This window comes from Plantactinospora sp. CA-290183 (assembly GCF_050936375.1).
GTDB lineage: Bacteria > Actinomycetota > Actinomycetes > Mycobacteriales > Micromonosporaceae > Plantactinospora.
In genome coordinates this window covers 47,551-71,812 of the sequence record NZ_JBNJMX010000016.1, presented here as the reverse complement: position 1 = coordinate 71,812, position 24,262 = coordinate 47,551, and the positions used below count along the sequence as shown (strand labels likewise).

The window sequence follows — 24,262 nt, the reverse complement described above, 5'->3', positions numbered from 1 at the left end:
GACGTCGATCGGGCGCGGGACGGTGGCCCAGACGCCGAGCCGCTCCGGATAGCGGCCGAGCCGGTCGGTCATGGTCGGCACCTGTTCCGGCGGCGGTACGTCCAGCGGCGCCGGGGCCTGGTGGTCCAGCCCCTCCTCCTCCCGTTGGAAGGAGGCGGACATGAAGAAGATCGTCTTGCCGTGCTGGAGCGCGACCGAGCGGCGCACCGAGAAGGAGCGGCCGTCCCGGATGTTCTCTACCTGGTATTCGATCGGCTCCGCCGGATCGCCGGGCCGGACGAAGTAGCCGTGCAGGGAGTGCACGAACCGGCCCTCCTCGACGGTGCGCCCGGCGGCGACCAGGGCCTGGCCGGCGACCTGGCCCCCGTACACCCGTTGTGGCCCGACCGGCGGACTCACGCCGCGGAAGGTCATCTCGTCGAGCTGTCGCAGGTCGAGCAGCTCCAGCAACTGGTCGACCGCGGCCTGGCCGGCGGCGACGTCGGTCACGGCCGCCGCCCGGTCGCGCCGGCCGGCCCACGCCCGGCGGCGGAGGCCGGCCGACCGGCGCGGACCGCGGCGACCGGCGGGCGCTGCCCGGTCACCGGGTCCGGGTGGCTCACTGCGGGGCCCGGGCCGCCGCGGCGTCGACGAGCGAGCCGAGCTGGTGCACCCGCAGGGTGTTGGTGGAGCCGGGGGTCCCGGAGGGGGTGCCGGCGACGATCACCACGTAGTCGCCCGGGTTGGCGTGGTTGAGCCCGACCAGGGCCTGGTCGACCTGCCGGAACATGTCGTCGGTGTGCTGGACGAACGGCATCAGGAAGGTCTGCACCCCCCAGGACATGGCGAGCTGGTCGCGGACCTCGGGCACCGGGGTGAAGGCCAGCAGCGGCAGGTCGCAGTGCAGCCGGGAGAGCCGCCGGACCGTGTCGCCGGTCTGCGAGAACGCGACCAGCGCCTTCGCGCCGATGGCCTTGGCGATCTGCGAGGCGGCCACGGTCAGCGCGCCACCGTGGGTACGCGGGTCGTGCTGGAGCCGGGGCACCCCGATCGAGCCGGCCTCGGTGGTGGTGACGATCCGGGCCATGGTGCTGACGGTGAGCACCGGGTACTTCCCGACGCTGGTCTCGCCGGAGAGCATCACCGCGTCCGCGCCGTCCAGCACCGCGTTCGCGACGTCGGAAGCCTCGGCCCGGGTCGGGCGCGAGTTCTCGATCATGGAGTCGAGCATCTGGGTCGCCACGATGACCGGCTTGGCGTTCTCGCGGCAGAGCTGCACGGCGCGCTTCTGCACCAGCGGCACCTGGTCCAGCGGCAGTTCGACGCCGAGGTCGCCACGGGCCACCATGATCCCGTCGAAGGCGTTGACGATCGCCTCCAGGTGGGTGACCGCCTCCGGCTTCTCCAGCATCTCGGCCACCAGCGGCTGGTGATGCCGACCTCCTGCATGGGCGAGCGAGGCCCGCGCCAGCTGGATGTCCTCCGGCGAGCGGCGCGGACGAACATGGCGACCACGGCGACGCCGCCGCGGCGTTGCCGAAACGGTAGTCCTCGTAGTCCTTGTCGGACATCGCCGGGACGCTCACCGCGATGTTCGGCAGCGAGACGCCCTTGTTGTTGGAGACCGGGCCACCCTCGGTGACCAGCACCCGGATGTCGCTGCCGGTGACCTCGCTGACCTCGACCGCCACCCGACCGTCGTCGATCAGCAGCCGGTCACCCGGCTTCACCTCGTAGGGAAGCTTGTCGTAGGTGCAGGAGACCCGGTCCCGGGTGCCGACGATGTTCTCGCCGGTGATCACCACCGGGCCGCCGGCATCGCCACTCGCGCGGGCTGTTCCGCGGAAATCACGGCTCGAGCCAGATCTGGCGGTCCCGCAGGTCGCCGAGGACCGCGACGGCGCGACCGGTGGTCTGCGCGGCCTCCCGGACGAGGTGGAACACCCGCTCGTGGTCGGCGTGGTTGCCGTGGCTGAAGTTGAGCCTGGCTACGTCCATACCGGCCTCGACCAGGCCACGGATGCGTTCCGGGGACGAGGTCGCGGGACCCAGCGTGCAGACGATTTTCGCGCGGCGTGTCACGGCCATCAGGCTAGTCTCTCTCTCGGATCGGCCCGCCAGACCCTCACAATGCCGAACAGGGCTCGAACATCTATCCAACGTCGCACGGTTGGCGAGTGACCGGCGGGTCCGTCACACCGGGGACGTTGTGGCGGGCATCAGCGACCGCGCGGCGCCGAGCCTACTCCCGTCGCCTCCGCCTTCTGCTCCCGGCCGGGTCTGGTTACGACCGGGCCGCGACGTATCGGGGCGCCTGCGCCGGAAGTCTACCCGGAGCGGCCCGCTTCACCGCCGCGTGATCTTGCCGTTATCCGCTCCGATACGGTGCGCCCCGAGAGTGGGTCGACACCGTTGATCAAGGACGTCAGTCGATGGACGGCGTCGCCTGAGCACGACGAGCCTCGCGAGGAGACCGTGATGGCACCTACCCCACCCACCGACGCCGAACTGGACGTGATGATCCGGGCCCGGCTCGCCAGCCTCGGCATCGATCTCGACCAGCTCCCGCCCGGCACCGCCACCGACCCGGAGACCGGCTCGCCCGGACGCGACTCGGTCCTCGCCTCGCTGCGCTCCTTCGTCCGCGGCACGGTGACCCCGCTGGCCGCGTACCAGCTGCCCGCCCCGGCCGGCACCGACCCGGAGGTCGCCAAGGCGATCTCCCAGCAGGCGGCGCCGATGCTCTACCCCTCGATCAGCACCGAATGGCGGAAGTGATGACCTTCGAACCCCTGGACCGGACGGTCGACCGCCGGGCGTTCCTGGCCCGTACCGCCGCGCTGGCCGGCGCCGCCACCATCGGCGGCGCGCTCACCCTCCCCGGCGCGGCCGGGGCGACCGGTCCGGCGACCGGCACCCCGCTCGGCAGGCCGGGCCACGGCTCCGGCGGCGGGGGCAACCCGGCACTGGACCGGCCGGAGGCGTACGTCGTACCCCGCCCGGAGGCGCTGGCCGACCCGACCGAGCTGACCCTCGCCGAGGCCGCCTGGCTGATCCGGGCCGGCCGGCTCACCCCGGAGAAGCTGGTCGAGGCGTACCTGGCCCGGATCGGCGCGTACGACGGCACGTACCAGGCGTTCAACCTGGTGCTCGCCGACGCGGCGCTGGCCGCCGCCCGGGCCGCCGGCCGGCGCCCCCGCTCCGGCCCGCTGCACGGCATCCCCCTGGCGATCAAGGACAACTACTGGACCGAGGGGGTGCCGACCACCGCCAACTCCTACCTCTTCCGGGACTTCGTGCCGCCCTACGACGCGACGGCGGTGGCCCGGCTCAAGGGCAACGGCGCGATCGTGCTCGGCAAGACCCAGATGGGGCCGCTCGCCACCACCCGCGCCACCACCCCGGACGGGGTGATCACCACGGTGAACGCCTGGACACCGGGCGACCCCGCCACCGACCCGGGCGGCTCCTCGACCGGCACCGCCACCGCGGTCGCCGGCCGGCTCGCCACCGCCGGCACCGGCACCCAGACCGGCGGCTCGATCACCGCCCCGGCGAACGCGCAGAACCTGACCGGACTGAAGCCGACCATGGGCCGGGTCTCGCTGAACGGGATCATCCCGCTCAGCTACACCCGCGACCACCCCGGACCGCTGGCCCGGGACGCCAGGGACGCCGCGATCATGCTGACCGCGATGGCCGGCGAGGACCCGGCCGACCCGCGCAGCCAGGGCCTGCCGGGGGTGCCCCGGCTGATCGAGGCGGCCACCCCGGTGTACGAACGCCGGCGGGTGCGGCTGCGCTGGAAGACCCGGATCGGGGTGCTGCCCGGCTACGCCACCGGCACGTCGGCGACGGCGCTGGCCCGGCAGGCGTTCCTGGCGAAGCTCGCCGCGATCCCCGGCGCCACGCTGGTGGACGTACCGCTGCCGGACGAGTGGGACCTGCTCGGCGGCAACACCTTCAACAACGTACGGCTGCCGGAGCGCACCGAGCCGTTCCTGCCGTACCTCCGGACCGACCTGCGCGGCTTCGGGGTCTCGGTGACCGGCTGGTTGCAGGGGGCGCTGCTCGGCGGCCCCGAGTTCATCACCGGGCAGCGGGCCAAGCTGCTGTTCCTGGAGCGGGTGCTCGACCAGCTCTTCGACGCCTGCGACGTGGTGGTGCAGACCAGTCCGGTGCCGTTCGACATCATCGGCCTGCCCGAGATCGGCTTCCCGATCGGGTTCAGCACGGCGGGTGTGCCGATCGGCACGATCCTCGGCGGCCTGCCGTACGGCGAGGACCGGCTGTTGTCGGTGGTGGCCGCGTACCAGGCGGTCACCGACTGGCAGTGGCGCCGCCCGGCGAACCCGCCGGCCACCACGGCGGCCCGGACGCCCCGGGGCACCATGACGGCCGCCGAACCCGACCGCACCCGGGGCCGCCTCACCGCCGACCAGGTCGCCGAGCTGAGCCAGTAACCAACCCACCCACCGCGCGGCCCGGCGGCCCCCGGTGATCGCCGTGATCAGGGAGCTGTTCGGGCGTGTCGTCGGCGCGTCGCGGCGTCCACTCCCTGATCACGCCCGGCGGGTCCGGGACACGGCGGGCCCGGGACACGACACGTCCGGCGGGCCCGGGACACGGCACGCCCACGGACTCCGGCGGCGGGGCGACAGCGCCCCGCCGCCGGCCGCGTCCCGGTCCGCCGGGGTGACCCGCCCCGCCGAGTCCGTCGTATCGGGTCCGCTGAGCCGGCGTCGGGCCCGGGGCCGGTCAGGGCCGGCCGGTGCCCAGCAGGGTCGGTACGGCGGAGCCGAAGACGTTCTCCGGGTCGTACCGGCGCTTGGCGGCGATCAGCCGGGGGTGGTTCGGCCCGTAGCCGAGCCGGACCCGCTCGGGCTCGTCCGGCCCGAGCAGGTTCGGGTAGCCGCCCGGCAGCGCCATAGGGGCCAGCCGGGACGAGGTCCGCTCGGCCCAGTCCCGGTGCGCCGAGGCCGGTTGGCCGGTCCGGCTGGCCGGCGGCCAGACGGCGATGATCTCGACCAGTAGGTGCTCGTCGCGCAGGCCGAACGCGGTGTCGGTGCGGCCGACCCGGGTGGCGGCGCCGTGGAAGTGGTGCACGGCCAGTGCCGAGTACGGCGAACTGACCGTCAGCGCGGCGTCGAGCAGCACCTCGACCGCCGGTTCGGAAAGCTCGGCGAGCCAGCGGGTGCGCAGCAGGTAGTGGTTGCCGTCCACCATGCCCCCGTCGAACATCCCGAGCACGTCGTCGTAGGGCATCGGGGCGATGTGGCTGGCGACCGGCCGGCCCAGCGCGGTCAGCCGGGCGATGGCCCGGTCACCGGCGGCGAGGTCCGACCCGCTCCAGGTGGGTGCGAGGAAGACCGACATCTCCCCCGCCGGGTCGGGCAGGAAGCCGGCCATCACGGTCAGCTCGTCGGGGCAGCCGGGCAGGAACTCGCGGTAGCCGGCGAGCACCGTCCGGGCCTGCGCGACCGGAAAGAGGATCATCCCGGCCAGCACGCCGGTCAGCGGGTGCAGCCGGTGGCGGAGCCGGGTGACCACGCCGAAGTTGGCGCCGCCGCCGCGCAGCGCCCAGAACAGCTCGGCGTCGTCGTCCGGGCCGGCGGTCACCACGTCACCGTCGGCGAGCACGACCTCCGCGCCGAGCAGGTTGTCCAGGGCGAGGCCGTACCGGCCGACCAGCGGCCCGTAGCCGCCGGCGAGGGCGAGGCCGGCCATCCCGGTCGCCCTGATCACGCCGGTGGCGGCCACCTGGCCGTACGGGCGGGCGGCGGCGAGCAGCCCGCCGGCGGTGACGCCCCCCTCGGCGAGGGCGGTACCGGCCACGTCGTCCATGGTGACCCGACGCAGCCCGGTGAGGTCCAGCACCAGGCCGCCGGGGCGCAGCGCCCGGCCGGCCCAGTCGTGCCCGCCGCCGCGTACCGACAGCGGCAGGTCGCAGTCGCGGGCGGTGTCCAGGACCCGGCGTACCTCGTCGAGGTCGAGGCAGCGGGCGAGCAGGGCCGGTCGGGTGGTGACGGCGCCGTTCCACACTCGACGGGCCGCCTCGTAGCCGTCGTCGGCGGTGGTCAGGAGCCGGTCCCCGAGACTCGGGCGGAGCCGCCGGACGGCCCGGCGTACGGCCTCGGGGTTGTTGGCGAGGGTCATGGCGACTCCTCAGTGCGGGGAGTGCGATCGCTGGTCAGGCGGCGCGGCGGCGGGCGGCCTGGCGACTCGTACCGCGAACCTAGCGCGGCCTGCGGCATTGGACGATCTGGTGGTGACCCCGCTCCGGTCGGAAAGCCGACGCCGGCTCCCGCAGTCGCGCGCCACCAGCGGAAAGTCGGCCCTACTTATATAAGCTCTTTCTGATAAAGTCGCCCCGCCGAACGCGGGACCGGTGAGACTGACCGCGCACCGCGACGACCAGGAGAGGCAGAGCATGAGCGACATCGTCGACCAGATCAACGAGGTCCACCGCGAGACCGGCCGAGCCGACACCCCCGGCGGTGAGGCGCGGACCGTCCTGCTGCGCCGCAGCTACCCGGCGCCCGTCGAGGACGTTTGGGACGCCGTCACCGACGCCAAGCGGATCAGCCGGTGGTTCCTGCCGGTCAGCGGAGACCTGCGACTGGGCGGGCGCTACCAGCTCGAAGGCAACGCCGGCGGCGAGATCCTGCGCTGCGAACCGCCCCGGCTGCTCAAGGTAAGTTGGATCTTCGGCGAGGCCGGCGGCCACAGCGAGGTCGAGGTACGGCTGACGCCCCGGGACGCGGAGTCGACGGTGTTCGAGCTGGAGCACGTCGCGGTCACCGACCCGAAGTTCTGGACCGAGTACGGGCCCGGCGCCACCGGGGTGGGCTGGGACCTGGGCCTGCTCGGCCTGAGCCTGCACCTGTCGGGCCGGACGATCGAGAACCCGCAGGAGTGGGAGAGTTCGCCGGAGGCGCGGGAGTTCGCGACGCTGAGCAGCAACGCCTGGGGCGCGGCGTCGGCCGTCGCCGGCATCCCGCCGGAGGACGTGGCCAGGATGGTCGCCAACACCACCGCCTTCTACGCCCCCGATCCGCCGAATGCGGGCGGCGAGGCGTTCCAGAGCTGAGGTGCCGGGACCTCCCTGACCGCCGGCCCACTCCGCCACCGGCGGTCAGCACGGGTCCGGGCTGGAAGAATCGCCGGCATGTACCCGGTCATGGATCTTGGCCTTGGTGACCTGCGGCTGCGCACGCTCACCGTGCGGGACGCGGATCTGCTGGTGGAAGCCACTCGGGAGGAATCGGCCCGGGCCCTGTGGGGGGCACGCCCCGCAGGCCCATATTCGTTGCCAGACGCGCGGGCCGCTCTTCTGGCCTGGGATCACCAGTCGGCAGGGCAGGTCTCCTACGGGGTAATGGATGGTGCACGGCTTGTCGTCGCGGTCGGCCTCATGCCGGATGGCGCGGAGGCTGCGGAACTCGCGTACTGGGTTCGCCCAGATCAGCGTCGGCGTGGTTTCGGGCTCCGCGGCGTTCAGGCTGTCACGCGATGGGCGCACCGGGACGCCGGCCTGCACCGGGTCTGGCTGGAGATCAATCCAGCCAACGCGGCCTCGCTGCGGCTGGCGGAACGAGCGGGGTACCGCTTCGATGAACGGCTGCCGCGACACTGCCGTTCCTGGCTCGCCGATGATCCTGAGCGAGACGTGTGGCACGACTGCCTGATCTGGGTTCACGACGAAGCACCTGGACGTAGCGGCCGTGGCCGACCGCAGCCCGCGGCCCGGGCGACCGGTCGACCGCCTGACCGCCGTTGATCTTGAATGCTCGCTCCGTCCCGCCCGCGCGCCACGGCGTGGACCCGGACACCACGAGACGGCTCAGCCAGGTGCGACACAAGATCCGAAGAAATTCGGATGGCGATGTCGAGAACCGGTGGCCGGCTCCGTCCCCGCGGTGGAACGCGACCAGAATGGGTCGGACCAGCACCGAGGAGATACACGATGGCCAAGTACCTGCTGCTCAAGCACTACCGAGGCGCCCCGGCCGCGGTCAACGACGTGCCGATGGCCCAGTGGGCGCCGGAGGAGATCTCGGCCCACGTGCAGTACATGCGCGACTTCGCGGCCCGGCTCGAGGGGACCGGCGAGTTCGTCGACGGTCAGGCGCTCGCCCCCGAGGGAGCGTGGGTCCGCTACGACGGCGAGGGGCGCCCGCCGGTCACCGACGGCCCGTTCGCGGAGACCAAGGACCTCATCGCGGGCTGGATGATCATCGACGTCGACAGCTACGAGCGCGCCGTCAAGCTGGCCGGGGAACTGTCGGCCGCCCCCGGGGCGGGCGGGAAGCCGATCCACGAGTGGCTCGAACTGCGCCCGTTCCTGACCGAGCCATCCACCATCACGGAGTGACCTGATGGACGAGGTTCTGCTCCGGAGCCTCACGCCGAGCGTGCTCGCCGTCCTCGTCCGCCGCGGAGCAGACTTCGCGGCGGCCGAGGACGCCGTGCACGACGCGCTGGTCGAGGCGCTGCGGGTCTGGCCCGCCGACCCGCCACGGGACCCCAAGGGCTGGCTGGTCACCGTGGCCTGGCGCAAGTTCCTCGACGCGACGCGCGCGGACGCCGCCCGCCGCCGGCGTGAGGACCGCGTCGAGGAGGAGCCGGCGCCCGGGCCGGCGCCCGCGGTGGACGACATGCTCCAGCTGTACTTCCTCTGCGCCCACCCGTCACTGACGCCGTCGTCCGCCGTCGCGCTCACGCTGCGCGCCGTCGGCGGGCTGACCACCCGGCAGATCGCCCAGGCGTACCTGGTGCCCGAGGCGACCATGGCGCAGCGGATCAGCCGGGCCAAGCGCACCGTCTCCGGTGTGCGGTTCGACCAGCCCGGCGACGTCGCCACCGTGCTGCGCGTCCTCTACCTGGTCTTCAACGAGGGCTACTCCGGCGACGTCGACCTCGCCGCCGAGGCCATCCGGCTCACCCGGCAGCTCGCGGCCGCGATCGACCACCCCGAGGTGGCCGGGCTGCTCGCCCTCATGCTGCTGCACCACGCCCGACGGGCCAGCCGGACCGCACCCGACGGCAGCCTGGTGCCGCTCGCCGAGCAGGACCGCAGCCGGTGGGACACCACGTTGATCGCCGAGGGCGTCGGGATCCTCCAGGCGGCGCTGGCCCGCGACCGGCTGGGCGAGTTCCAGGCCCAGGCCGCCATCGCGGCACTCCACGCCGACGCGCCCATCGCCGAGGAGACCGACTGGGTGCAGATCGTCGAGTGGTACGACGAACTCGCGCGGCTGACCGACAGCCCGGTCGTCCGGCTCAACCGGGCGGTGGCCGTCGGCGAGGCCGACGGACCGCGCGCCGGCCTGGTGGCGCTCGCGGCGCTGGACGACGCACTGCCCCGCCACACGGCGGTGGCGGCGTACCTCCACGAACGCGACGGCGACCTGACGACGGCGGCGCGGCTGTACGCCGAGGCGGCGCAGAAGGCACCCAACCTCGCCGAACGCGACCACCTGACCCGCCAGGCCGCCCGGCTCAACGCCCGCCGGTCGCGCTGACGGGTGCGCTCGGAGTCCCCGCAGTACCGGGTGCGCGACCGCGCGCAGCGGAGTGCGGCGAAGCACACGCTGCGCGTAGGGTCGGGCCGTGGGTGATGTCCTGGGTTATCTGGTGGTCGTCTGCTGCCTGGCCGCAATCCTGGGCGGGCTCGCGTGGCTCGGATCTCGGGCACGTCGCCGTGGTGTCGGTGGCGAAGTCATGGGTCCGTTCGAGGAGATCTGGCATCCGGCCGCTGAACGGTTCCGCGCCGAAATTCGGGTGCAGGAGGAACGCATGGTTCCGATGCCGTCGCCTGGCGATCCGGATAATCGGCGTCGCGGTGGGATCGGTCAGGCCGGGACAGACCCGTTCGGTCGCGGGTAACGGCCTCTTCCACCCCCCGTCCGGGGACCGAGGCGCAGCGCCGAACTGCACGGCAACCTTGCGTTCGTTGCACTCGTCGTTGCGATCCTCGCCTGGTCCGGGGACCGGGTGCAGCTAACGCGGGCTTCTCCGCCGCCTATCCCTGGTTCCAAGTTGCGATCCTCGCCCGGCGCAGGGGCCGGGCGCAGCGAATCGAACCGTCGACCTACGCTTACCGAACGTCACGGTTATGAGTTTGTCATTGACCGCCAGAACCCATCGCTGACTGCACAGACGCAATCGTCAGCTTGTCAACGCTCGTCACTGATAGTCAACCCATAGCAGGGGTTTTCGGGGGGTAAACGGGGGCACCGCTGACCCGTTGCCGGGACGTCCACGGCCCCACTAGGGCGTTATCGAAGTCGGCGTCGGGGTTTGAGAATCTTCGGGTGTTCCTATGCGGTCATCTCGTCGAGCCACACAGGCCGACGGTGAACGAGGCAGGCAGACGCGCCGTCAGTCTCCCGTGACCTGGGCGAAGAACCAGCGCATGGCGGCCGTCGCCAGGTCCATGCCAGCCGGGCTGGGCCGCCGGTCGAGGGAGCCGTCGATGAGCAGCATCGCCAAGCCGTGCGCGACGGACCAGGCCGCGACCACGGCGATGTCGAGCGACGCGGTCTCACCGGGACCGGTGAGGCGTTCGGCGATCGCCGTGCGTAACGGGAGGATCGCTGCGGACTTGGCGGCTGCCACGGCCGGAACATCGTGCCAGTGCTGTACGCCGGCGCCGAACATCAGGCGGTACAGCTGTGGCTGCGTCGCGGCGAAGTCGAGGTAGGAGCGGCTGAGCGCGACGAACCGGGCCTCACGGGCCGACGTGCTCGCCGCCGCTTGCTGTTGCCGGCTTGCGAGGTCGGCGAAGCCGTCGCCCGCCATCGCGGCTAGTAGATCGCGACGGCTGGCGAAGTGGTTGTACGGCGCGGTCGGCGACACGCCGGCCGCTCGCGCGACGGCCCGCAGCGAGACGGACTCCGCGCCGTCGCGCTCGAGTATCTGCCGCGCCTCGGTCAGCAGTGCGGTGCGCAGTGTGCCGTGGTGGTACGGCCGGTCGCTCGGAGCCATGTTGACACTGTACATATCGCGGTCTACGCTCCACCATATGAGCGGTGCTAACATTGACGAGCCCTCACGCGAAGCCGAGGCGCCCGCAGCGAAGCAACACCACCGGAACCGGCGCGCGATCATCGGTACGGCGGTTGGTTTGACAGCCGGCCTGGCCAGCGGGGTAAGCCTGGCCGCCATGGCCGCGCCACCGGCACCGACCGTGCTCGACGGCCGCCGGTTCGCTGACAAGGTCGTGCTCGTTACCGGTGCCACCTCGGGCATCGGCCGTGCCGCTGCCATCGCCTTCGCCCGCGAGGGTGCATCCGTGGCATTCTGCGGCCGCCGCGCCAACCTCGGCGAGCAGCTTCAGGCGGAACTCGTCGCCGGCGGCACCCAGGCCCTGTTCGTCCGCGCGGACGTGCGTGACGAGCAGCAGGTGCAACGCTTCGTCGGCGCGGCGGTCGACCGGTTCGGCCGGATAGACGTGGCGCTGAACAACGCGGGGATCACCATCGAGAAGCCGCTGCACGAGTTCACCGGCGCCGAATTCGCCGATCTCGTCGACACCAACCTGCGCGGCGTCTTCCACGCGATGAAGCACCAGATCCCATACATGCTCGCCGCTGGCGGCGGCACGATCCTGGTCACCTCCTCCACCGTGGCCAACACGACGTCGGCAGGGCGCAGCGTCTACACCGCCACCAAGTCGGCCCTGATCGGTCTCGTGCGCTCCGCGGCTCTCGACTACGGCAACGCTGGCATTCGCATCACCGCGATCCTGCCCGGCACGACGAATACCGCGCTCGTGCGGGGCAGCGCCGGGATGGCCGGCATTCCGGACCCGGCCTGGGAGATCGGCGCCGCCCAGTGGGGCCGCGCGAACGTTCCTGGCCTGCGCCGCATGGCCACCCCGGAGGAAATCGCCGCCTTCGCCGTCAGCACCGCCTCGCCCGAACTCACCTATCTCACCGGCACGGCCGTCGCCGCCAGCGGCGGCACCGGCTCCGGCTGAACCCCTTCCGGCGTCCCGAGCCCGCCTCAAACGGTGCTTCGATAGCTGCATCGGACGGTTCCCGCGGGGTGACCACCCGTTCTCCGAACCGGGCCACTTCGCCAATAGGGCCTGTGTCGAAGTTGGTCACAGCCACTCGTTGATGGCGGCGAGGTGGATGGTGGCTTCGTATCGGACGGCGAGTTTGTCGAAGCGAGTAGCCACGGCGCGGTTGTGTTTGAGGCGGCCCTCGACGCCAACCTGCTGGACGTAGTCGGCCATCACCTCGCCGTTGGGTAGGAGTCCATGGCGCATCGACCGACCGTGGATCCTCGCCGCGATGTTGCGACCCTCGCCCGGTCCGTAGACCGGGTGCAGCAACGGCTCTTACCTGGGAAAGCGTAGCCAGCGGAGTTCGTCCGGAGCATGACTGCATCCGCAATGTCCGTTACAGTCCTAAATCTTGCTTGGGAACCTCCCACTGAAAGCCAGCGCACCGGGGGTTCCTAGATCAACAAGGACTCATGCCAGACGCGCAACTCACGCTATCGAGGCAGGGTGCGACGACCGCTCAGCTACTTGAGCGTTCCGTGACGAACACGCCGAGGCCATGCACGCCCTCCACCAAACCCTTCGTCTGGAGCACGAGTATGGCTTGACGAACAACGCCTGCCGACACGTCATACTTCGCGCGGAGCTGCGCGGTGGACGGCAGTTGGGCACCTGGAGCGAGTTCACCGGACTCGATCTGGGTCCGGATCTCGTCGGCGATGCGCTCCCATTTTGGCTTGGCGGGCATATGGCGGTCTCCCTGGTCAGCACCGCCATTTGATCACACCTCACTTTCCCTGACAAGCAAGGACTAGTCCGGTGTTGACTTTACTAGACTAGTATGACAAAGTTCCGTTGACCGGCTCCCTGGTCAGCACCCTGGGGCTGGTCGTGCCCATCGCACAGAGCCCGGCCGGCTGTTCCCCCGGTCGGCCGGGCGCGTTGCCCTGCTCATCGACCCTCTCCCCCTCTCCGAGGGAGCACACGTGACCCCATTGACCCAAGCCGCCTACACCGCCTACGCCCGTACCCGGATCGCCAACGCCCGGGAGACGATCGCCCGGCACACCGTGTGCACGTACACCGGGGTGTGTCTGGGGTGCGGACGGCCCGGCCCCTGCGCCGAGTTGGCCGAGGCCCGATGGACCCTGGGCCAGCACACCCGCCGGGCGGCCAACCAGCGGACCGCCACCTGGTACGGCCACCGCCGGCTGCCGATGATGACCGGTGACATACACAAACCGGTGCCTATCGAGGAGCTGCGGGCCGGCTACCTGGCCGTCGTCTCCGCCGTCGAGCGGGCCGACCGGCAGGTCGGCGAGATCGACCGTTCGTCACCCCGGGCCGGGCTGCTGGCCCGCTGGGACGACGCCGCCGACGACGCCTGGGCGGCGCTCAACCTGGTGCACTCCGGCGTCGCGCAGGCCCGCACGCTCCCCGGCGCCAAACCGGCGAACGTCGGCGAACTCCTCGACGGCCTGCGGGCGGCCAGCGCGGACGCCGACCGGGCCATCAGGGCCGCCGCGCGGGTCCGCCGCCAGCTCGCCGCCGCCGAGGACCGGATGCGGCGCACCAGCGCCGACCCGGCGGCCACGGTCGCCGCCGACCGGTGGGGCGCGGCCGTCGCCCGGCTCGACCGGGTCGGCGCCCGGCTCGCCGTCGGGGTCCGGGCCATCGAGCGGTACGCGGACACGCTCACCGACACCGTCCAACCGTCCCGCCCCCACCCCGCTCCACAGTGCACCGTGGCGCAGGTACGGGCCGGGGCGCGGACGGCCGGCGCGGTGCTGCTGGTGGTGCACCCGTGGACCGGCTGGCGCGGCTACCTGGCCCGGGTCCGCCGGCAGAAGCAGCTCGAGCGGGAGCGGGGTCAACTGTGCTGAGCCGGTACGCCACTCCACTGCGCGACCTGGCCGCCGGCCGGGTACGCGACTACCAGCACCGGATCGGGCGGTTCGACGACCTCGCCTGGCGGCGGTACGGCCTCCTGCTCGACGCCGCGTTCCGGCTCGCCGTGGACCGGCGGTTCCGTCCCGGCCAGGACCGTGCCCCGGTCATCCGGTTCGTGGCGAGCGTGCGGGAGCGCTACGACCGCACCGGATACGAGCTGGATCCCCTGCTCGCCGAGCGGCTGGTCTGGACGGTCCTCGACGGGGAGCCGCCCGCCCCGGCCGAGCCGGCCACGGTCACCGCGCAGAGCCTGCTGCTGGTCAGCCTCCTCGACGACGAGGGCCTGACCCCCGCCGAGGTGACCCGCTTCCTGACCGAGGCCGAAACGACCGCCGAGCCAGAGCCCGTCCGCTCAGCTGAAGAAGACCGCGAAGTACACGAGGAACGCGAGCGGGGCGCCGAGGAAGCAGATCAGGAAGCCGAGCCGGGGATAGCGGGGGAACCGCCCCTCCACCATCCGGGGCTTGCCCCAGACGCTGAGCACGAAGTACCCGACGAAGAACGCCATCGCGGGCAGCCCGGCGCAGCTCCAGGAGAGCACGGTCAACTGGCCCCGGCCGCCGTTGAAGGCGTGCAGTTCGGAGGCGGTCAGCAGGATCCAGATGATCACCGTGATGACCCCGAGGCAGCTGAAGTAGACGGCGAGCGCCCGGCTCCGCATTGACAGGCCCGGAAAGAGCGGCGCCTGCTGTGCCTCCGTCTCGGCCCGGGTGATCAGGCCGTCGGCGGCGTCGAGCGCCTGCCGGGCCAGCTCCAGTTCGCGGCCCGGGTCGGCCGCCGGCGCGGGTGGGCCGCCGGCCCCGGAGACCGGGGCGGCGGGCGGGCGCTGGCCCGGCACCGCCCGGGGGTCCGGGCCGGTCGCCGGGGTCGCCGGCAGCGCGCGCCGCGCCGGGGCACCGGGCAGTTCCGGGTACGCCGAGCCGATCGGCGACCCCGGCGGCGGGGGCGGTGAGGGCGGCGCAGGCCGGGCGTACCGGGCGGGCGGCGGACCGAGCGGCGGCGCTCCCAGACCGGGCGGGGGCGGCGGCGGAGGGGCAGCGCCCGGCGGCATCGGCCAGGCCTTCGGCGGCACCGGGCCGACCCCCGGGGGCGGGGCGTCGACGCCGGGTGGCACCACGACGTAGCCCGGTGGCGGGGGCGGCACGGGCTTGCCGATCATCTGCCCCAGCCCGCCGAGCCGCTGGTACTGCAGGACCAGCCGCTGGCCGAGCTGGTCGGCGTGCCGGCCCGCGTCACCCCGGTGCTGGGCAAGCTGCGCGGCGATCCGCTCGCCCGAGTGGTGCAGCTCGCTCAGGTGCCGGGCCAGCGCCGCGTACTCGGAATAGCTGGTCACCTCAGTGCTCCTCGTCCGCCTCGTAGCCCGGTCGGACGAACGGCACGATCAGCCGGGTCCGCTGGTCGTGCCGGTCCACTAGCAACGCCCGGTTCGCCCGGGGGGTGTACGCCAGGTCGTGCTGGCCGAGGTACATCCCCAGCTCCCCGCCGGGCACGTTCAGCGCCACCAGGCAGGCGATGTCGTCGCGGTTGCTCGACCCGCCGATGTCCTCCGACAGCCGGCGCAGCCCGCGCCACCAGCCGAGCAGGTGCACGCCGTACGCGGGACCCTGCCGGAGCATCGCCTGGAGGTCGTCCAGCCCGGAGCGGAAATTCTCGTCCCGGACGCTGAGCACGCCGCTGGCACCGTCCATCCCGTACACCACCAGGAAGGTCCGGCCCGCCCCGTCGGCGGGTTGCCCGGCCAGCTTGCGTACCTCCTCGCGCAGCCCGGCGGCGTCCAGCCGGGTGACCGGATGTCCCGCCCCGGTCAGCGAGTCCGTGGTGGCGTCGGCGATCTCGTCGGCGACCGCCACCAGCGGGGCGACCACGAACCGGGCGGTGCCCGGGGCGTGCTGGCGGGCCAGGCTGACCGTGGCGGCGTGCAGCACGCTCGCCCCGACCGGTGAGGTGCCGACCACCGCCAGGTGCCGGCCCGGGGTGGCGTCCAGCGGAAAGAGCGCCGAGGTCAGGTCCACGTCGACGGTACGGCCGACCAGGGCGAGCGGCCGTCGTCCCCCGGGCACCAGTCCCCGGTACGTCGGGTCGTCCTCGACGTGCGCCGACTCGTACCCCTTGAAGACGGCGGGTGGGCGCGAGCCCGGCGGCCGGGCCTGCCACAGCTCGTGGCGCAGCGCCGCGACCCGCTCGGCGCTGGCGTGCGCGTCGGGAAACTGGACGATGGTGTTCGCCGCGGCCAGCCCGGCGGACGGGTTGACGATGGCCGAGCCGATCGGCAGCGCGCCGGCCGCCTCGTTGAGCTTGTCGAGCACCCCGTTGCCGCCGGGCAGCGCCACCCGGAGCGGGAACTGGCCGAAGATCGAGTCGGTCTTGCCGTAGAGCGCCTCGATCCCGGACATGCTCTGGCTGGCCAGCACCAGGTGAATGCCGTAGGAACGGCCCTTGCGGGCCAGCTCCTCCAGCAGCGCCACCGCGTCCCGGGCCACCGCGTCGTTGCCGGCGAAGAGCACGTGGAACTCGTCGATCACCGCGACCACCCGGGGCACCGGCGCGCCGTCCCGGGGCAGGTCGGAGAGCTTGGTGACGCCGTGCCGCTTCAGCGCCGACGCCCGCCGGTTCAGCTCCCGGCGCAGCTCGCGGAGCACCGCGACGCCGTACTCCCGGTCGGACTCGATGCCGACGGCCCGGGCGTGCGGGATCCAGGACGGGTCGCGGCCGGTCGGCACGAACTCGGTGAAGCTGACGCCCTCCTTGAAGTCGAGCAGGTAGAGCGAGAGTTCCGCCGGGGAGTAGCGGGCGGCGAGTCCGTAGAGGACGTCAAGCAGGAAGACCGTCTTGCCGGCGCCGGTCCGGCCGCCGACCAGCCAGTGCGGGGTCTGGTCGTCGAAGGCGCAGATCACCGGTTCCCGCCCGGTGCGGCCGACCACCGCGCGCAGGCCGTTGCCGGAGGACTCCGCCCAGGGCCGGGCCGGGAGCAGGTCCGCGAAGTCCACCGCCGAGTGCCGCCGGTGCACCTCGCCGAGCCGCTCCGCCAGCGCGGCGACCGCGCCGGCCGGCGGGTCACCATCCAGGAGTACGGGGGCCGCCAGGCCGCTGCCGTCGGCGCTGAACGGGTACCCGGGCGGGTCGCCGACCCGGGCGTACCCCCGGGGGTCGAGCCGGAGCTGCGTGGTGCCGCCCAGCGGCGGCGGGGCGAGCCCGACGGACCGGGGCGGATAGCCGGCGACCAGGACGCAGACCCCGGCGGTCGGGCCGGCGTGGGTCAGCGCGGCCAGCCGGGCCAGCTCCCGGCCCTGCGGTGCGGCGGCGGCGACCAGCAGCAGGAGTTCGTCGGTGCCGCCGGCGTCCTGCCCGGCCCGGGCGTGCCGCTCGGCGGCGTCGAGCAGGTCGGCGATCTCGGCGTCGGTGGTGGCCGGCGGGAGCAGCGCGCCGGCCTCGACCAGCGGGCGCAGCGACAGGAAGGTGGCGCCCAGCGCGGCACCGTCCAGTGGGTACACCCGGACCGAGCCGGGCGGGGCGGCGGCGAGCAGCCGGACGACCAGGGCCCGCAGCAGCGCCGCGACCCGGGGATCGCGGGCGTCCGGCTCGATCGCCAGGTGGGTGCCGCCGGTCAGCGGTACGACGGCGGGAAAGCCGCCGTCGCCGGTGGTGGCGGCGCCGAGGCGCATCGGCACCGGGCCGGGGAAGAAGCGCGACGGCTCGGGTTCGGCGACGAGTTCGTCGCCCACCCGGTGCAGCCGGGCCACGATGTCGGCGGATTCGCCGGAGTCGGCCGGCGGCCGCAGCCCGGCGAGCCCCCGCAGGGCGGCGTCCAGGTGTGCCCGAGCGCGCTGGTGCAGCGACACCGCCCGTCCGTACGTGGCCGCGAGTCCCAACCCTGCCCCCAACCCGCCTCGGCGACGCAGTCACCGAACATTAACCGAAGCGGGCGGGAAGGCACACCGGCGGCCCGTCCGTGCTCCGGGCGGACGATCAATGCCGCTATTTGTGATCGACAACGCCGGCGCGCGGGGTACGCGTTTTCCGATCATGGCGGGTCGGGGACACGCGTCTCACATTTACCGTCCAGGTCGGACAGCTCACCGGCCCGGATGTCTACCTCCACACGGCCAGTTACGCGCCACCAGACGCCCATTGACGCCCCACCATCCGTGTGCAACGGTGGCTGGGTCTGCACCTACCCATTCTGGAGCTCGAATTGGTGGCGGGTCAAACAATCGAACAGGCCCCCACCGGGCGTTGGCTCGAAAGTCACCCGGTGCTTGAGGCCCTGCGTCAGCGACGCGCATCCGATTCGCGACCGGGCAGTCGCAGCGACCCGTGGAAGATTGGACTTGCCGTCGAGGGCGGCGGGATGCGCGGGATCGTTTCCGCGGCGATGCTGACCGCCATCGAGGACCTCGGTTTCCACAACGCTTTCGACGATGTCTACGCGGCCTCCTCGGGCGCCATCAACACCGCGTACTTCCTGGCCACCAACACCTGGTATCCGCTGTCGATCTACTATGACGATCTGGCCTGCCGCAAGTTCGTGGACTTTCGCCGAGCACTGACCGGGCGTCCGATACTGGACATGGAATACGCCTTCGAAAACGTGGTCGAGGTTGTCAAACCGCTCGACTTCGCGGCGGTTCTCGCCGCACCGATCCGTTTCCACGTCTCGATGACCTCGGTCGACGAGATGCGCACGATGGACGTGAGCGACTTCGAGAACCGGGCGGATCTCAAACAGGCGTTGCGGGGCAGCGCCTGGCTTCCCGTGGCCGTGCCGGGCACCGCCGTCTGGCGTGGACAGCGGGTCGTCGACGGCGGCCTCCTGACGGCGTTTCCGTTCCGGCTGGCCCTGCGGGACGGGTGCACCCACATCCTCTCGCTCAGCACCCGGCCGGTGAGCACCCCGCAGCACCGGCACTCGGTGACCCAGCGCTTCGCGGCGTCCCGGATAAACAAGCTGCGCGCCGGACTGGGCACCGGCTACCTCCGCGCCGTCCGGGAAGGCTGGGAGGACCGCCGGAATCTCCAGCGGCAGATGCTCGCCCCCACGGAGGAGCCCGCGATCCTGGACCTGGCGCCGCTGCCGTGGATGCCCCAGGTCAAGCGACACGAGATCAGCCTCGGCAGGCTGCTCACCGGCGCCCGCACCGCCTACGGCGTCATGTACTGCGCGCTGGCCAACGTCTCGCCGGACCGGATCCTGGACAACACCCTCCGCGTCATCCCCCGCCTCACGGCTGTCGAGCACGTGGTGCCGCTGGACGCCACGAGCCAGCTGTCGTCCCAGTGACCCGGGCCGCGGCGGCCCGCTCGGAGGCGAGGAACGCCCGCGCGAGGCCACTGCGGATGGCCGGCGCGTCCAGGCCGCACTTGACGACGTAGAAGATGCCGATGTTGGACACGCCCAGCATGAGCGCGTACGGCGTCCCGTCCAGGTTGCCCCGGGAGATGAAGTAGGCCAGTGGCCACACCATCAGCAGGAAGACGAACATCGACGGCGTCCACCTGCTGAACACCTTGAGCCCGGTGATCTCCCGTGAGTGCGGCGGGACGGTCGAGAAACCGTTGCGGCGCGCGTCCTTCACGGTCAGGTTGGCGAACGACGAGACCGTCGCGTTGAGCATGAGCTGCACGCTGAGCCCGATCGCCGTGCAGATCGGCCACCACAGTGGATCGCCGAAGTTCGGGGCCAGCACGACGGTGATCCACCAGAACGCGAACAGCCGGATCCAGAACTCCGACGCCCAGGCATGCACGCGGCGCCCGAGCGGCAGCTGACCGGCTCCGTTCAGCGGACTGATCCCGGCGAAGATGTTCTGGTAGTGCTTGACGTTCACCAGGGCGAAGGTGCCGCCGACGATGCGGGCGTCCAGGTTGTGCGCGCCGGGCGGACCCAGCAGGTCCGTCAGCTGCCGCTCCCACCCGCTGATCGCGGCGGTGGCACCGGTCCAACCGATGACCCCGGTGAACCACCGCACCACGTCGACCGCCTCCGGGGTGGGATCGATGCCCGCGTCCCGGGCGAGCTGAACGGAGATCACCAGGAACACCAGCGCCCAGCAGACACCGCAGAGGGCCGACCAGAAGAGCAGGACGCCCGCCCGCCGGCTGTTGACCCGGGCCCGGTCCGACAGTCGGCGCAGCGCCTGCTCGGACGGCCGTCCGACCAGGATGAACCCGGGCTCGTCGGGTTCGACGGTCACCGCCGGTCCGGCCACCTCCGGCAGCACCGGCCCGGTGCCCCCTGGCTGGGCCTCCGACTCCTCGCGGCCCGCCTCCCGCAACAGCCGCCGCTGCTGAGCCCGGACCCGCCGGATCCGCCACTGCCGGGACGCGGTACGGGAGGTCGGGGTGGCCAGGTCGAAGAGTCCCCGCAGGGTCGGCCGGTCATCCCCGAGCAGGCCCTCCCGGTCCGCGACGGAGACCGCCTGCAACTCCATCGCGAACTCGGTACCCAGGTCGGCGTAGGTCCAGCCGGAGTCGCCGTACAGCAGGAGTCGGCGGTTCGGGTCACTGTCGACCAGATCCTCGACGAAACGCGCCAGCAGCGGGGTGCGGACGTAGAAGGCGTCCGGCACCTCCGCCCCCTGGCCGGGCTCGGTCCCGCCGATCGCGATGAGCAGCTTGCCCAGCGAGTAGAGGTCCGCCAACCGAGGATCGGCCTGCGCGGCGTTCTGCTTCGTCTCGGGAGCGACGAAGCTCGCCTCCGGCCCCTCCAGGGCACCGATCGTGCGGGTGTAGAGGTGGTTGCGCCCGAAGTCGATCAGGACCGCTCTCGTGCCACTGCCGTAGGCGCTGTCGCGGGTGAAGATGATGTTCGTCGGCGTGAGGTCGTGGTGCGTCAGCCCGAGTCGCTGGATGTCGGAGAGCGCCCGGAACAGCGGCGGGGCCAGCTGGCAGAGCGCGTCGAGCCGCAGTCGTTCCGGGCCGCGTACCCGGGCCCGGGCATCGGACTGGTCCTGCGCCGCCGACTGGTCCCCGAACCGCGCGTCCAGTTCCTCCCGGAGCGTACGACCGTTGATCAGCTCCATCGCCACCCAGGCCCGGGTGCTGGCGTAGACCTCCGCGAGATGCGGCGAGGAGCCGTCCGCGTCCCCCTCCCCCGCGCCACCCAGGCCGGGCGCGCCATAGCGTCGGGCGTACCCTTCGGTCGCCCTGGCGATGGCCGCGATGCGGGTGTACGGCAGCAGCACGCACTTCAACGCCACCTTGGCCCGGCGTCCCTGCTTCTCGATCCAGGGCCCGGCCAGGATGAACGACGTAGTGCCGAGCCGGTGGAGTCTCAGCTCGACGAAGTCGAGGTCCTCCCACACCGCCGTCGCCTGCGCCGCGTCCGCACCGTCGTGGTTCGCGACCCCGTACACCGCCTTCAGCGCCAGCAGCACCCGGGCATCCTCGAACAGGACTTTCAGCTCCGCGAAGACGGCCTTTGCCGTCGGGTCCGACGCGCTTTCGAACCCCAGTCCCCGGCGGCGATCGAATTCGTGCGCGATCATCATGCTCGCGGTCAGCAGACCGAGCAGTCCGACACACTCCTCGGTCCGGTCGCGCAGCGACCCGAAGAGGTGTCGCAGCGAATCCACCGCAGCCACTCGGGGATGCTCGAACGTCCCCTCGAAGGCGTCGTGCTCGACCGCGGCCCGGGTCAGCAGATCCCACACGTTTCCGACGGTCAACCCGGCCTCGTCGAGTGCGCGGACATCCACCCCCCGGGATGATCCATTGTCGAGGGCGACAAGATTGTCGAGAAGGTGTCGCGGTGGCACGGAGGTACGGCTGCGATTGGGTCCGTCGTTCACAGGCGTGCCCTCGGCCTTCGATGGAGGAAATCGATCTATGTCCCTCTACGAACAGCCACACGATATCGCAGATCTCGATGCGGCCGGCAAATGCGCCGACTGCTCTGTCCGATCGGCTGGCACGTCCCCGTTCAGTAAGGCAGTCGAATCGGCCCCCCAGCCATGGCGCCCCGGTCTGACCAGTTTCCACCCATGGCGAACGACGTCGCTATCCGGCAATGCCCGAGCATTTACCGACCGGGCTGACCCTCCACCAGCGGGGCGGACCGACGACCATTCTCGATCATCACCCTGGGGCTGCCGTTACCGATCGTATCGGCGGGCCGGCCGAGGGCGCGGACGCGTTCGTACAGGTCCAGGTAGGACGCCGCCATCACCGCCGGGGTGAACCGGCGGGCCGCCTCGGCGAGGCAGCGCGCGGGATCGATCCGGTCCGCGTCGGCCACCAGGTCGGCCAACTCCGCCTCGTCGGCGGTGAGCAGGCCGGTGTCGCCGTGCTCGACCAACTCCGGCAGGCATCCCCGTCCGATGGCCACCACCGGGGTGCCGACCGCCAGCGACTCGATCACCGCGGTGCCCCCGGGCTCCTCCCAGCGGAGCGGGAAGAGACTCGCCCGCGCACTGGCCACCAGGTCGTCCCGCTCCGCCCCGGCCACCATCCCGACCCAGCGCACCCGTACCCCGTCCACCTGCGGGGCGACCTCGGCCCGCCAGTACCGGACATCCGGGTTGTGGTCCGCCTCCGGCCCGGCCGCGGCCAGTTCCTCGGGCCGCCGGTACGGACCGACCGGGCCGGCCAGCACCAGATCGAAGCCGGCCTGGTGGGCCAGTCGGGCGCCGAGGTGCTGGCCCTTGCCGGGGGTGATCCGTCCCATGATCACCAGGTGTCCGCCCTTGTCCACCGGCGGGCGGCGCACCGCGTCCACGGCGAGCGGGGTGGCCAGGTGCACATGCCCGACCGCGTGCTCCCGCAGCGCGCGTGGCGCCCGGGCGAGCTGCGCCGCCGACACACCGTTCACCCGTACCCGGTCGCCGCCGTCGAGGTCCCGTACAGCTCGGGGTGCTTGGCCAGGTCCCAGTGCAGGGTGTGCAGCGCCGGCGGGGCGTCCGGTCCCAGCGCGGCGAGGGTGGCCAGGCCGGCCGCCTCGACGTGGTCGTGCACGAGGTCGATGTCGTCGCGCGCCCGCAGCGCCCGCACCACCCCGTTCAGGTGCGCCTGGGAGATCCCGCAGACCTGGTTGTACGGCCGCTGCAGCGCCGCGAACTGCCCCTCGGCGAAGACCGACAGCCGCTCGTCGACCGGCAGTTCGCTGGTGCCGACGGTGGCCAGCACCACCCGGACGCCGAGCCGGCGCAGTTCGGGCACGAGGGTGGCGACGATGTTCTCGATCCCGCCGTACCCCTTGGGCGGCACCGGCAGCCAGGGACCGGCGTTCATCAGGACCGTCAGGCTCATGCCCCGGCCACCGCCAACCGGGCAACCTGGGCCCGCCGGGCCCGCATCTGCCGGGCCACCGAGGCCAGCGGCGGCCGCTCCCGCACCGACACATCGGAGACGACGATCTCGCGGTCCAGGTTCGGCAGCGCCCCGTCGCCACCCCGCCGGAACTGGGTGAGCAGCGCCGCCGGCGGCACCGGTTCGGTGACCATGCCCCGGCGGTGCAGCCGGGACCAGGCGGTGTAGAGGATCTGCCCGGACATCCGGCCCAGCGCCTCGGTGTCCTGGTGCCGGTGCAGCCGCTCACCGAGGTCGACCTGGGCCAGCGCGTCCAACCCCACCAGGTCCAGCAGGTCGATCAGCATGCCGATCTCCACCCCGTACCCGGAGACGAACGGGAGCTGTTCGAGGATCTCGCGCCGGCCGGCGTACTCGCCGGCGAGCGGCTGGACGAAGCCGGCCAGCTCCGGCCAGAAGAGGCTGAGCAGCGGCCGGGCCATCAGCTCGGTGACCCGTCCACCGCCGTCCGGCTCCACCCCGGCGGCACCGACCAGCGGGCGGTGGTAGAAGCCCTTCACGAACGCGATGCTGGGATCGGTCAGCAGCGGCCCGACCAGCCCGGTCACGAACCTCGGCGAGAAGCGCCGCAGGTCGGCGTCGACGAACGCGACCACGTCGCCGGAGGCGGCGGCCAGACCGGACCAGAGCGCGTCGCCCTTGCCGTCCAGCCGGGGCAGTCCCCGGGTCATCTCGTCCTGAGAGACCACCCGGGCGCCGGCGGCGGTGGCGACCTGGGCGGTCGTGTCCGTGGAGCGGGAGTCGACCACGATCAGCTCGTCGATGACCGGCGCCTTCTCCATCAGGTGTCGACGCAGCGTGGTCACGATGGCCCCGACGGTGGCCTCCTCGTTGCGGGCCGGAATCACCACGCTGAGCCGGGTCTCCCCCTTGGCCTTCAGCACGCGGCGCGTGGTCCACTCCGCCGCGTTTCCGGTACGGTACGTGGTCCACGCCTCTACCACGGGTGAGACTGCCTCGGTCGAATGCCCCACGAGCAAGACCCCCAGTTCGCTGTTCGATTGCCGGATCCCCGTC

At 72.3% G+C, this 24,262-nt stretch carries 21 protein-coding genes and 1 pseudogene; 10 read left to right on the top strand and 12 right to left on the bottom strand.

Annotation, left to right across the window (positions count from 1 at the left end; all coding sequences use genetic code 11):
- Positions 1-489, bottom strand: a 489-nt coding sequence (locus tag ACQEUR_RS19995) for an acyl-CoA thioesterase (protein ID WP_433033302.1), incomplete at its 3' end; no start/stop codon positions are given.
- 109 nt (positions 490-598) lie between these two features.
- Positions 599-2,067 (bottom strand): annotated as a pseudogene (gene pyk / locus ACQEUR_RS19990) (pyruvate kinase).
- A 390-nt stretch (positions 2,068-2,457) separates the two neighbouring features.
- On the opposite strand from pyk, the gene ACQEUR_RS19985 reads away from it, so the two are divergent.
- Positions 2,458-2,757, top strand: coding sequence for a hypothetical protein (locus ACQEUR_RS19985; RefSeq protein ID WP_433033299.1), 300 nt, complete (start codon positions 2,458-2,460; stop codon positions 2,755-2,757).
- A complete protein-coding gene (locus ACQEUR_RS19980; protein ID WP_433033297.1) occupies positions 2,757-4,442 on the top strand; it encodes an amidase in 1,686 nt (561 codons plus the stop codon). The genes ACQEUR_RS19985 and ACQEUR_RS19980 overlap by 1 nt, the downstream gene beginning before the upstream one ends.
- 295 nt (positions 4,443-4,737) lie before the next feature.
- Here ACQEUR_RS19980 and ACQEUR_RS19975 read toward each other — a convergent pair whose 3' ends face one another.
- Positions 4,738-6,135: an FAD-binding oxidoreductase gene (locus ACQEUR_RS19975; RefSeq protein WP_433033295.1), complete on the bottom strand. Its 1,398-nt coding sequence runs from the start codon at positions 6,133-6,135 to the stop codon at positions 4,738-4,740.
- 274 nt (positions 6,136-6,409) lie between these two features.
- On the opposite strand from ACQEUR_RS19975, the gene ACQEUR_RS19970 reads away from it, so the two are divergent.
- The 5 genes from ACQEUR_RS19970 to ACQEUR_RS19950 all read left to right on the top strand — a co-directional run bounded on the left by ACQEUR_RS19970 (position 6,410) and on the right by ACQEUR_RS19950 (position 9,867).
- Positions 6,410-7,069 carry an SRPBCC family protein gene (locus tag ACQEUR_RS19970; RefSeq protein ID WP_433033292.1) on the top strand — a complete coding sequence of 220 codons (660 nt, stop codon included), beginning with the start codon at positions 6,410-6,412 and terminating at the stop codon, positions 7,067-7,069.
- Positions 7,070-7,147: 78 nt separating this feature from the next.
- Positions 7,148-7,759: a GNAT family N-acetyltransferase gene (locus ACQEUR_RS19965; RefSeq protein ID WP_433033289.1), complete on the top strand. Its 612-nt coding sequence runs from the start codon at positions 7,148-7,150 to the stop codon at positions 7,757-7,759.
- Positions 7,760-7,945: 186 nt separating this feature from the next.
- Entirely contained in the window at positions 7,946-8,353 is a 408-nt protein-coding gene (locus ACQEUR_RS19960) for a YciI family protein (protein WP_433033286.1), read from the top strand.
- 4 nt (positions 8,354-8,357) lie between these two features.
- Positions 8,358-9,503, top strand: a complete 1,146-nt coding sequence (locus ACQEUR_RS19955) for an RNA polymerase sigma factor (RefSeq protein WP_433033283.1) — start codon at positions 8,358-8,360, stop codon at positions 9,501-9,503.
- 88 nt (positions 9,504-9,591) lie between these two features.
- Positions 9,592-9,867: a hypothetical protein gene (locus ACQEUR_RS19950; RefSeq protein ID WP_433033280.1), complete on the top strand. Its 276-nt coding sequence runs from the start codon at positions 9,592-9,594 to the stop codon at positions 9,865-9,867.
- 495 nt (positions 9,868-10,362) lie between these two features.
- Here the strand turns inward: ACQEUR_RS19950 and ACQEUR_RS19945 are convergent, their stop codons facing one another.
- Positions 10,363-10,968: a TetR/AcrR family transcriptional regulator gene (locus tag ACQEUR_RS19945; protein WP_433033277.1), complete on the bottom strand. Its 606-nt coding sequence runs from the start codon at positions 10,966-10,968 to the stop codon at positions 10,363-10,365.
- Positions 10,969-11,005: 37 nt separating this feature from the next.
- On the opposite strand from ACQEUR_RS19945, the gene ACQEUR_RS19940 reads away from it, so the two are divergent.
- Positions 11,006-11,962 carry an SDR family NAD(P)-dependent oxidoreductase gene (locus ACQEUR_RS19940; RefSeq protein ID WP_433033274.1) on the top strand — a complete coding sequence of 319 codons (957 nt, stop codon included), beginning with the start codon at positions 11,006-11,008 and terminating at the stop codon, positions 11,960-11,962.
- Positions 11,963-12,088: 126 nt separating this feature from the next.
- Here the strand turns inward: ACQEUR_RS19940 and ACQEUR_RS19935 are convergent, their stop codons facing one another.
- Both ACQEUR_RS19935 and ACQEUR_RS19930 read right to left on the bottom strand, forming a co-directional pair.
- A complete protein-coding gene (locus ACQEUR_RS19935; RefSeq protein WP_433033272.1) occupies positions 12,089-12,256 on the bottom strand; it encodes a hypothetical protein in 168 nt (55 codons plus the stop codon).
- 256 nt (positions 12,257-12,512) lie between these two features.
- The gene (locus ACQEUR_RS19930; protein WP_433033269.1) at positions 12,513-12,740 is read right to left on the bottom strand and encodes a GntR family transcriptional regulator; all 228 of its coding nucleotides are present in this window, start codon (positions 12,738-12,740) and stop codon (positions 12,513-12,515) included.
- A 238-nt stretch (positions 12,741-12,978) separates the two neighbouring features.
- Between ACQEUR_RS19930 and ACQEUR_RS19925 the strand changes: the two genes are divergently transcribed.
- Positions 12,979-13,875 (top strand): hypothetical protein, encoded by an 897-nt coding sequence (locus ACQEUR_RS19925; protein ID WP_433033266.1) that lies wholly within the window; start codon positions 12,979-12,981, stop codon positions 13,873-13,875.
- A 419-nt stretch (positions 13,876-14,294) separates the two neighbouring features.
- Here ACQEUR_RS19925 and ACQEUR_RS19920 read toward each other — a convergent pair whose 3' ends face one another.
- Positions 14,295-15,275 (bottom strand): hypothetical protein, encoded by a 981-nt coding sequence (locus tag ACQEUR_RS19920; protein WP_433033263.1) that lies wholly within the window; start codon positions 15,273-15,275, stop codon positions 14,295-14,297.
- A 1-nt stretch (position 15,276) separates the two neighbouring features.
- Positions 15,277-17,781, bottom strand: a complete 2,505-nt coding sequence (locus tag ACQEUR_RS19915; protein WP_433033260.1) for an FtsK/SpoIIIE domain-containing protein — start codon at positions 17,779-17,781, stop codon at positions 15,277-15,279.
- A 308-nt stretch (positions 17,782-18,089) separates the two neighbouring features.
- Here ACQEUR_RS19915 and ACQEUR_RS19910 point away from each other — a divergent pair, with 308 nt between their 5' ends.
- The gene (locus ACQEUR_RS19910; protein ID WP_433033257.1) at positions 18,090-19,220 is read left to right on the top strand and encodes a patatin-like phospholipase family protein; all 1,131 of its coding nucleotides are present in this window, start codon (positions 18,090-18,092) and stop codon (positions 19,218-19,220) included.
- Here ACQEUR_RS19910 and ACQEUR_RS19905 read toward each other — a convergent pair.
- The 4 genes from ACQEUR_RS19905 to ACQEUR_RS19890 form a co-directional block, all read right to left on the bottom strand.
- A complete protein-coding gene (locus ACQEUR_RS19905; protein ID WP_433033254.1) occupies positions 19,162-21,636 on the bottom strand; it encodes a hypothetical protein in 2,475 nt (824 codons plus the stop codon). The two genes, ACQEUR_RS19910 and ACQEUR_RS19905, sit on opposite strands and share 59 nt — an antisense overlap.
- 323 nt (positions 21,637-21,959) lie before the next feature.
- Complete coding sequence (locus ACQEUR_RS19900; RefSeq protein ID WP_433033251.1) at positions 21,960-22,748, bottom strand: glycosyltransferase; 789 nt, start codon at positions 22,746-22,748, stop codon at positions 21,960-21,962.
- Entirely contained in the window at positions 22,745-23,185 is a 441-nt protein-coding gene (locus tag ACQEUR_RS19895; protein WP_433033248.1) for a glycosyltransferase, read from the bottom strand. Before ACQEUR_RS19895 ends, ACQEUR_RS19900 begins: the two co-directional genes overlap by 4 nt.
- On the bottom strand, positions 23,182-24,219 hold the full coding sequence (locus tag ACQEUR_RS19890) for a glucosyl-3-phosphoglycerate synthase (RefSeq protein ID WP_433033246.1): 1,038 nt from the start codon (positions 24,217-24,219) through the stop codon (positions 23,182-23,184). Before ACQEUR_RS19890 ends, ACQEUR_RS19895 begins: the two co-directional genes overlap by 4 nt.
- Between the last annotated feature and the right edge of the window lie 43 nt (positions 24,220-24,262).

Coding starts and splice junctions, on each gene's coding strand:
- ACQEUR_RS19975 (WP_433033295.1), bottom strand. CDS start 6,135: ATGACCCTCGCCAACAACCCCGAGGCCGTACGCCGGGCCGTCCGGCGG.
- ACQEUR_RS19935 (WP_433033272.1), bottom strand. CDS start 12,256: ATGCGCCATGGACTCCTACCCAACGGCGAGGTGATGGCCGACTACGTC.
- ACQEUR_RS19985 (WP_433033299.1), top strand. CDS start 2,458: ATGGCACCTACCCCACCCACCGACGCCGAACTGGACGTGATGATCCGG.
- ACQEUR_RS19930 (WP_433033269.1), bottom strand. CDS start 12,740: ATGCCCGCCAAGCCAAAATGGGAGCGCATCGCCGACGAGATCCGGACC.
- ACQEUR_RS19960 (WP_433033286.1), top strand. CDS start 7,946: ATGGCCAAGTACCTGCTGCTCAAGCACTACCGAGGCGCCCCGGCCGCG.
- ACQEUR_RS19940 (WP_433033274.1), top strand. CDS start 11,006: ATGAGCGGTGCTAACATTGACGAGCCCTCACGCGAAGCCGAGGCGCCC.
- ACQEUR_RS19955 (WP_433033283.1), top strand. CDS start 8,358: ATGGACGAGGTTCTGCTCCGGAGCCTCACGCCGAGCGTGCTCGCCGTC.
- ACQEUR_RS19945 (WP_433033277.1), bottom strand. CDS start 10,968: ATGGCTCCGAGCGACCGGCCGTACCACCACGGCACACTGCGCACCGCA.
- ACQEUR_RS19895 (WP_433033248.1), bottom strand. CDS start 23,185: ATGAGCCTGACGGTCCTGATGAACGCCGGTCCCTGGCTGCCGGTGCCG.
- ACQEUR_RS19980 (WP_433033297.1), top strand. CDS start 2,757: ATGACCTTCGAACCCCTGGACCGGACGGTCGACCGCCGGGCGTTCCTG.
- ACQEUR_RS19970 (WP_433033292.1), top strand. CDS start 6,410: ATGAGCGACATCGTCGACCAGATCAACGAGGTCCACCGCGAGACCGGC.
- ACQEUR_RS19965 (WP_433033289.1), top strand. CDS start 7,148: ATGTACCCGGTCATGGATCTTGGCCTTGGTGACCTGCGGCTGCGCACG.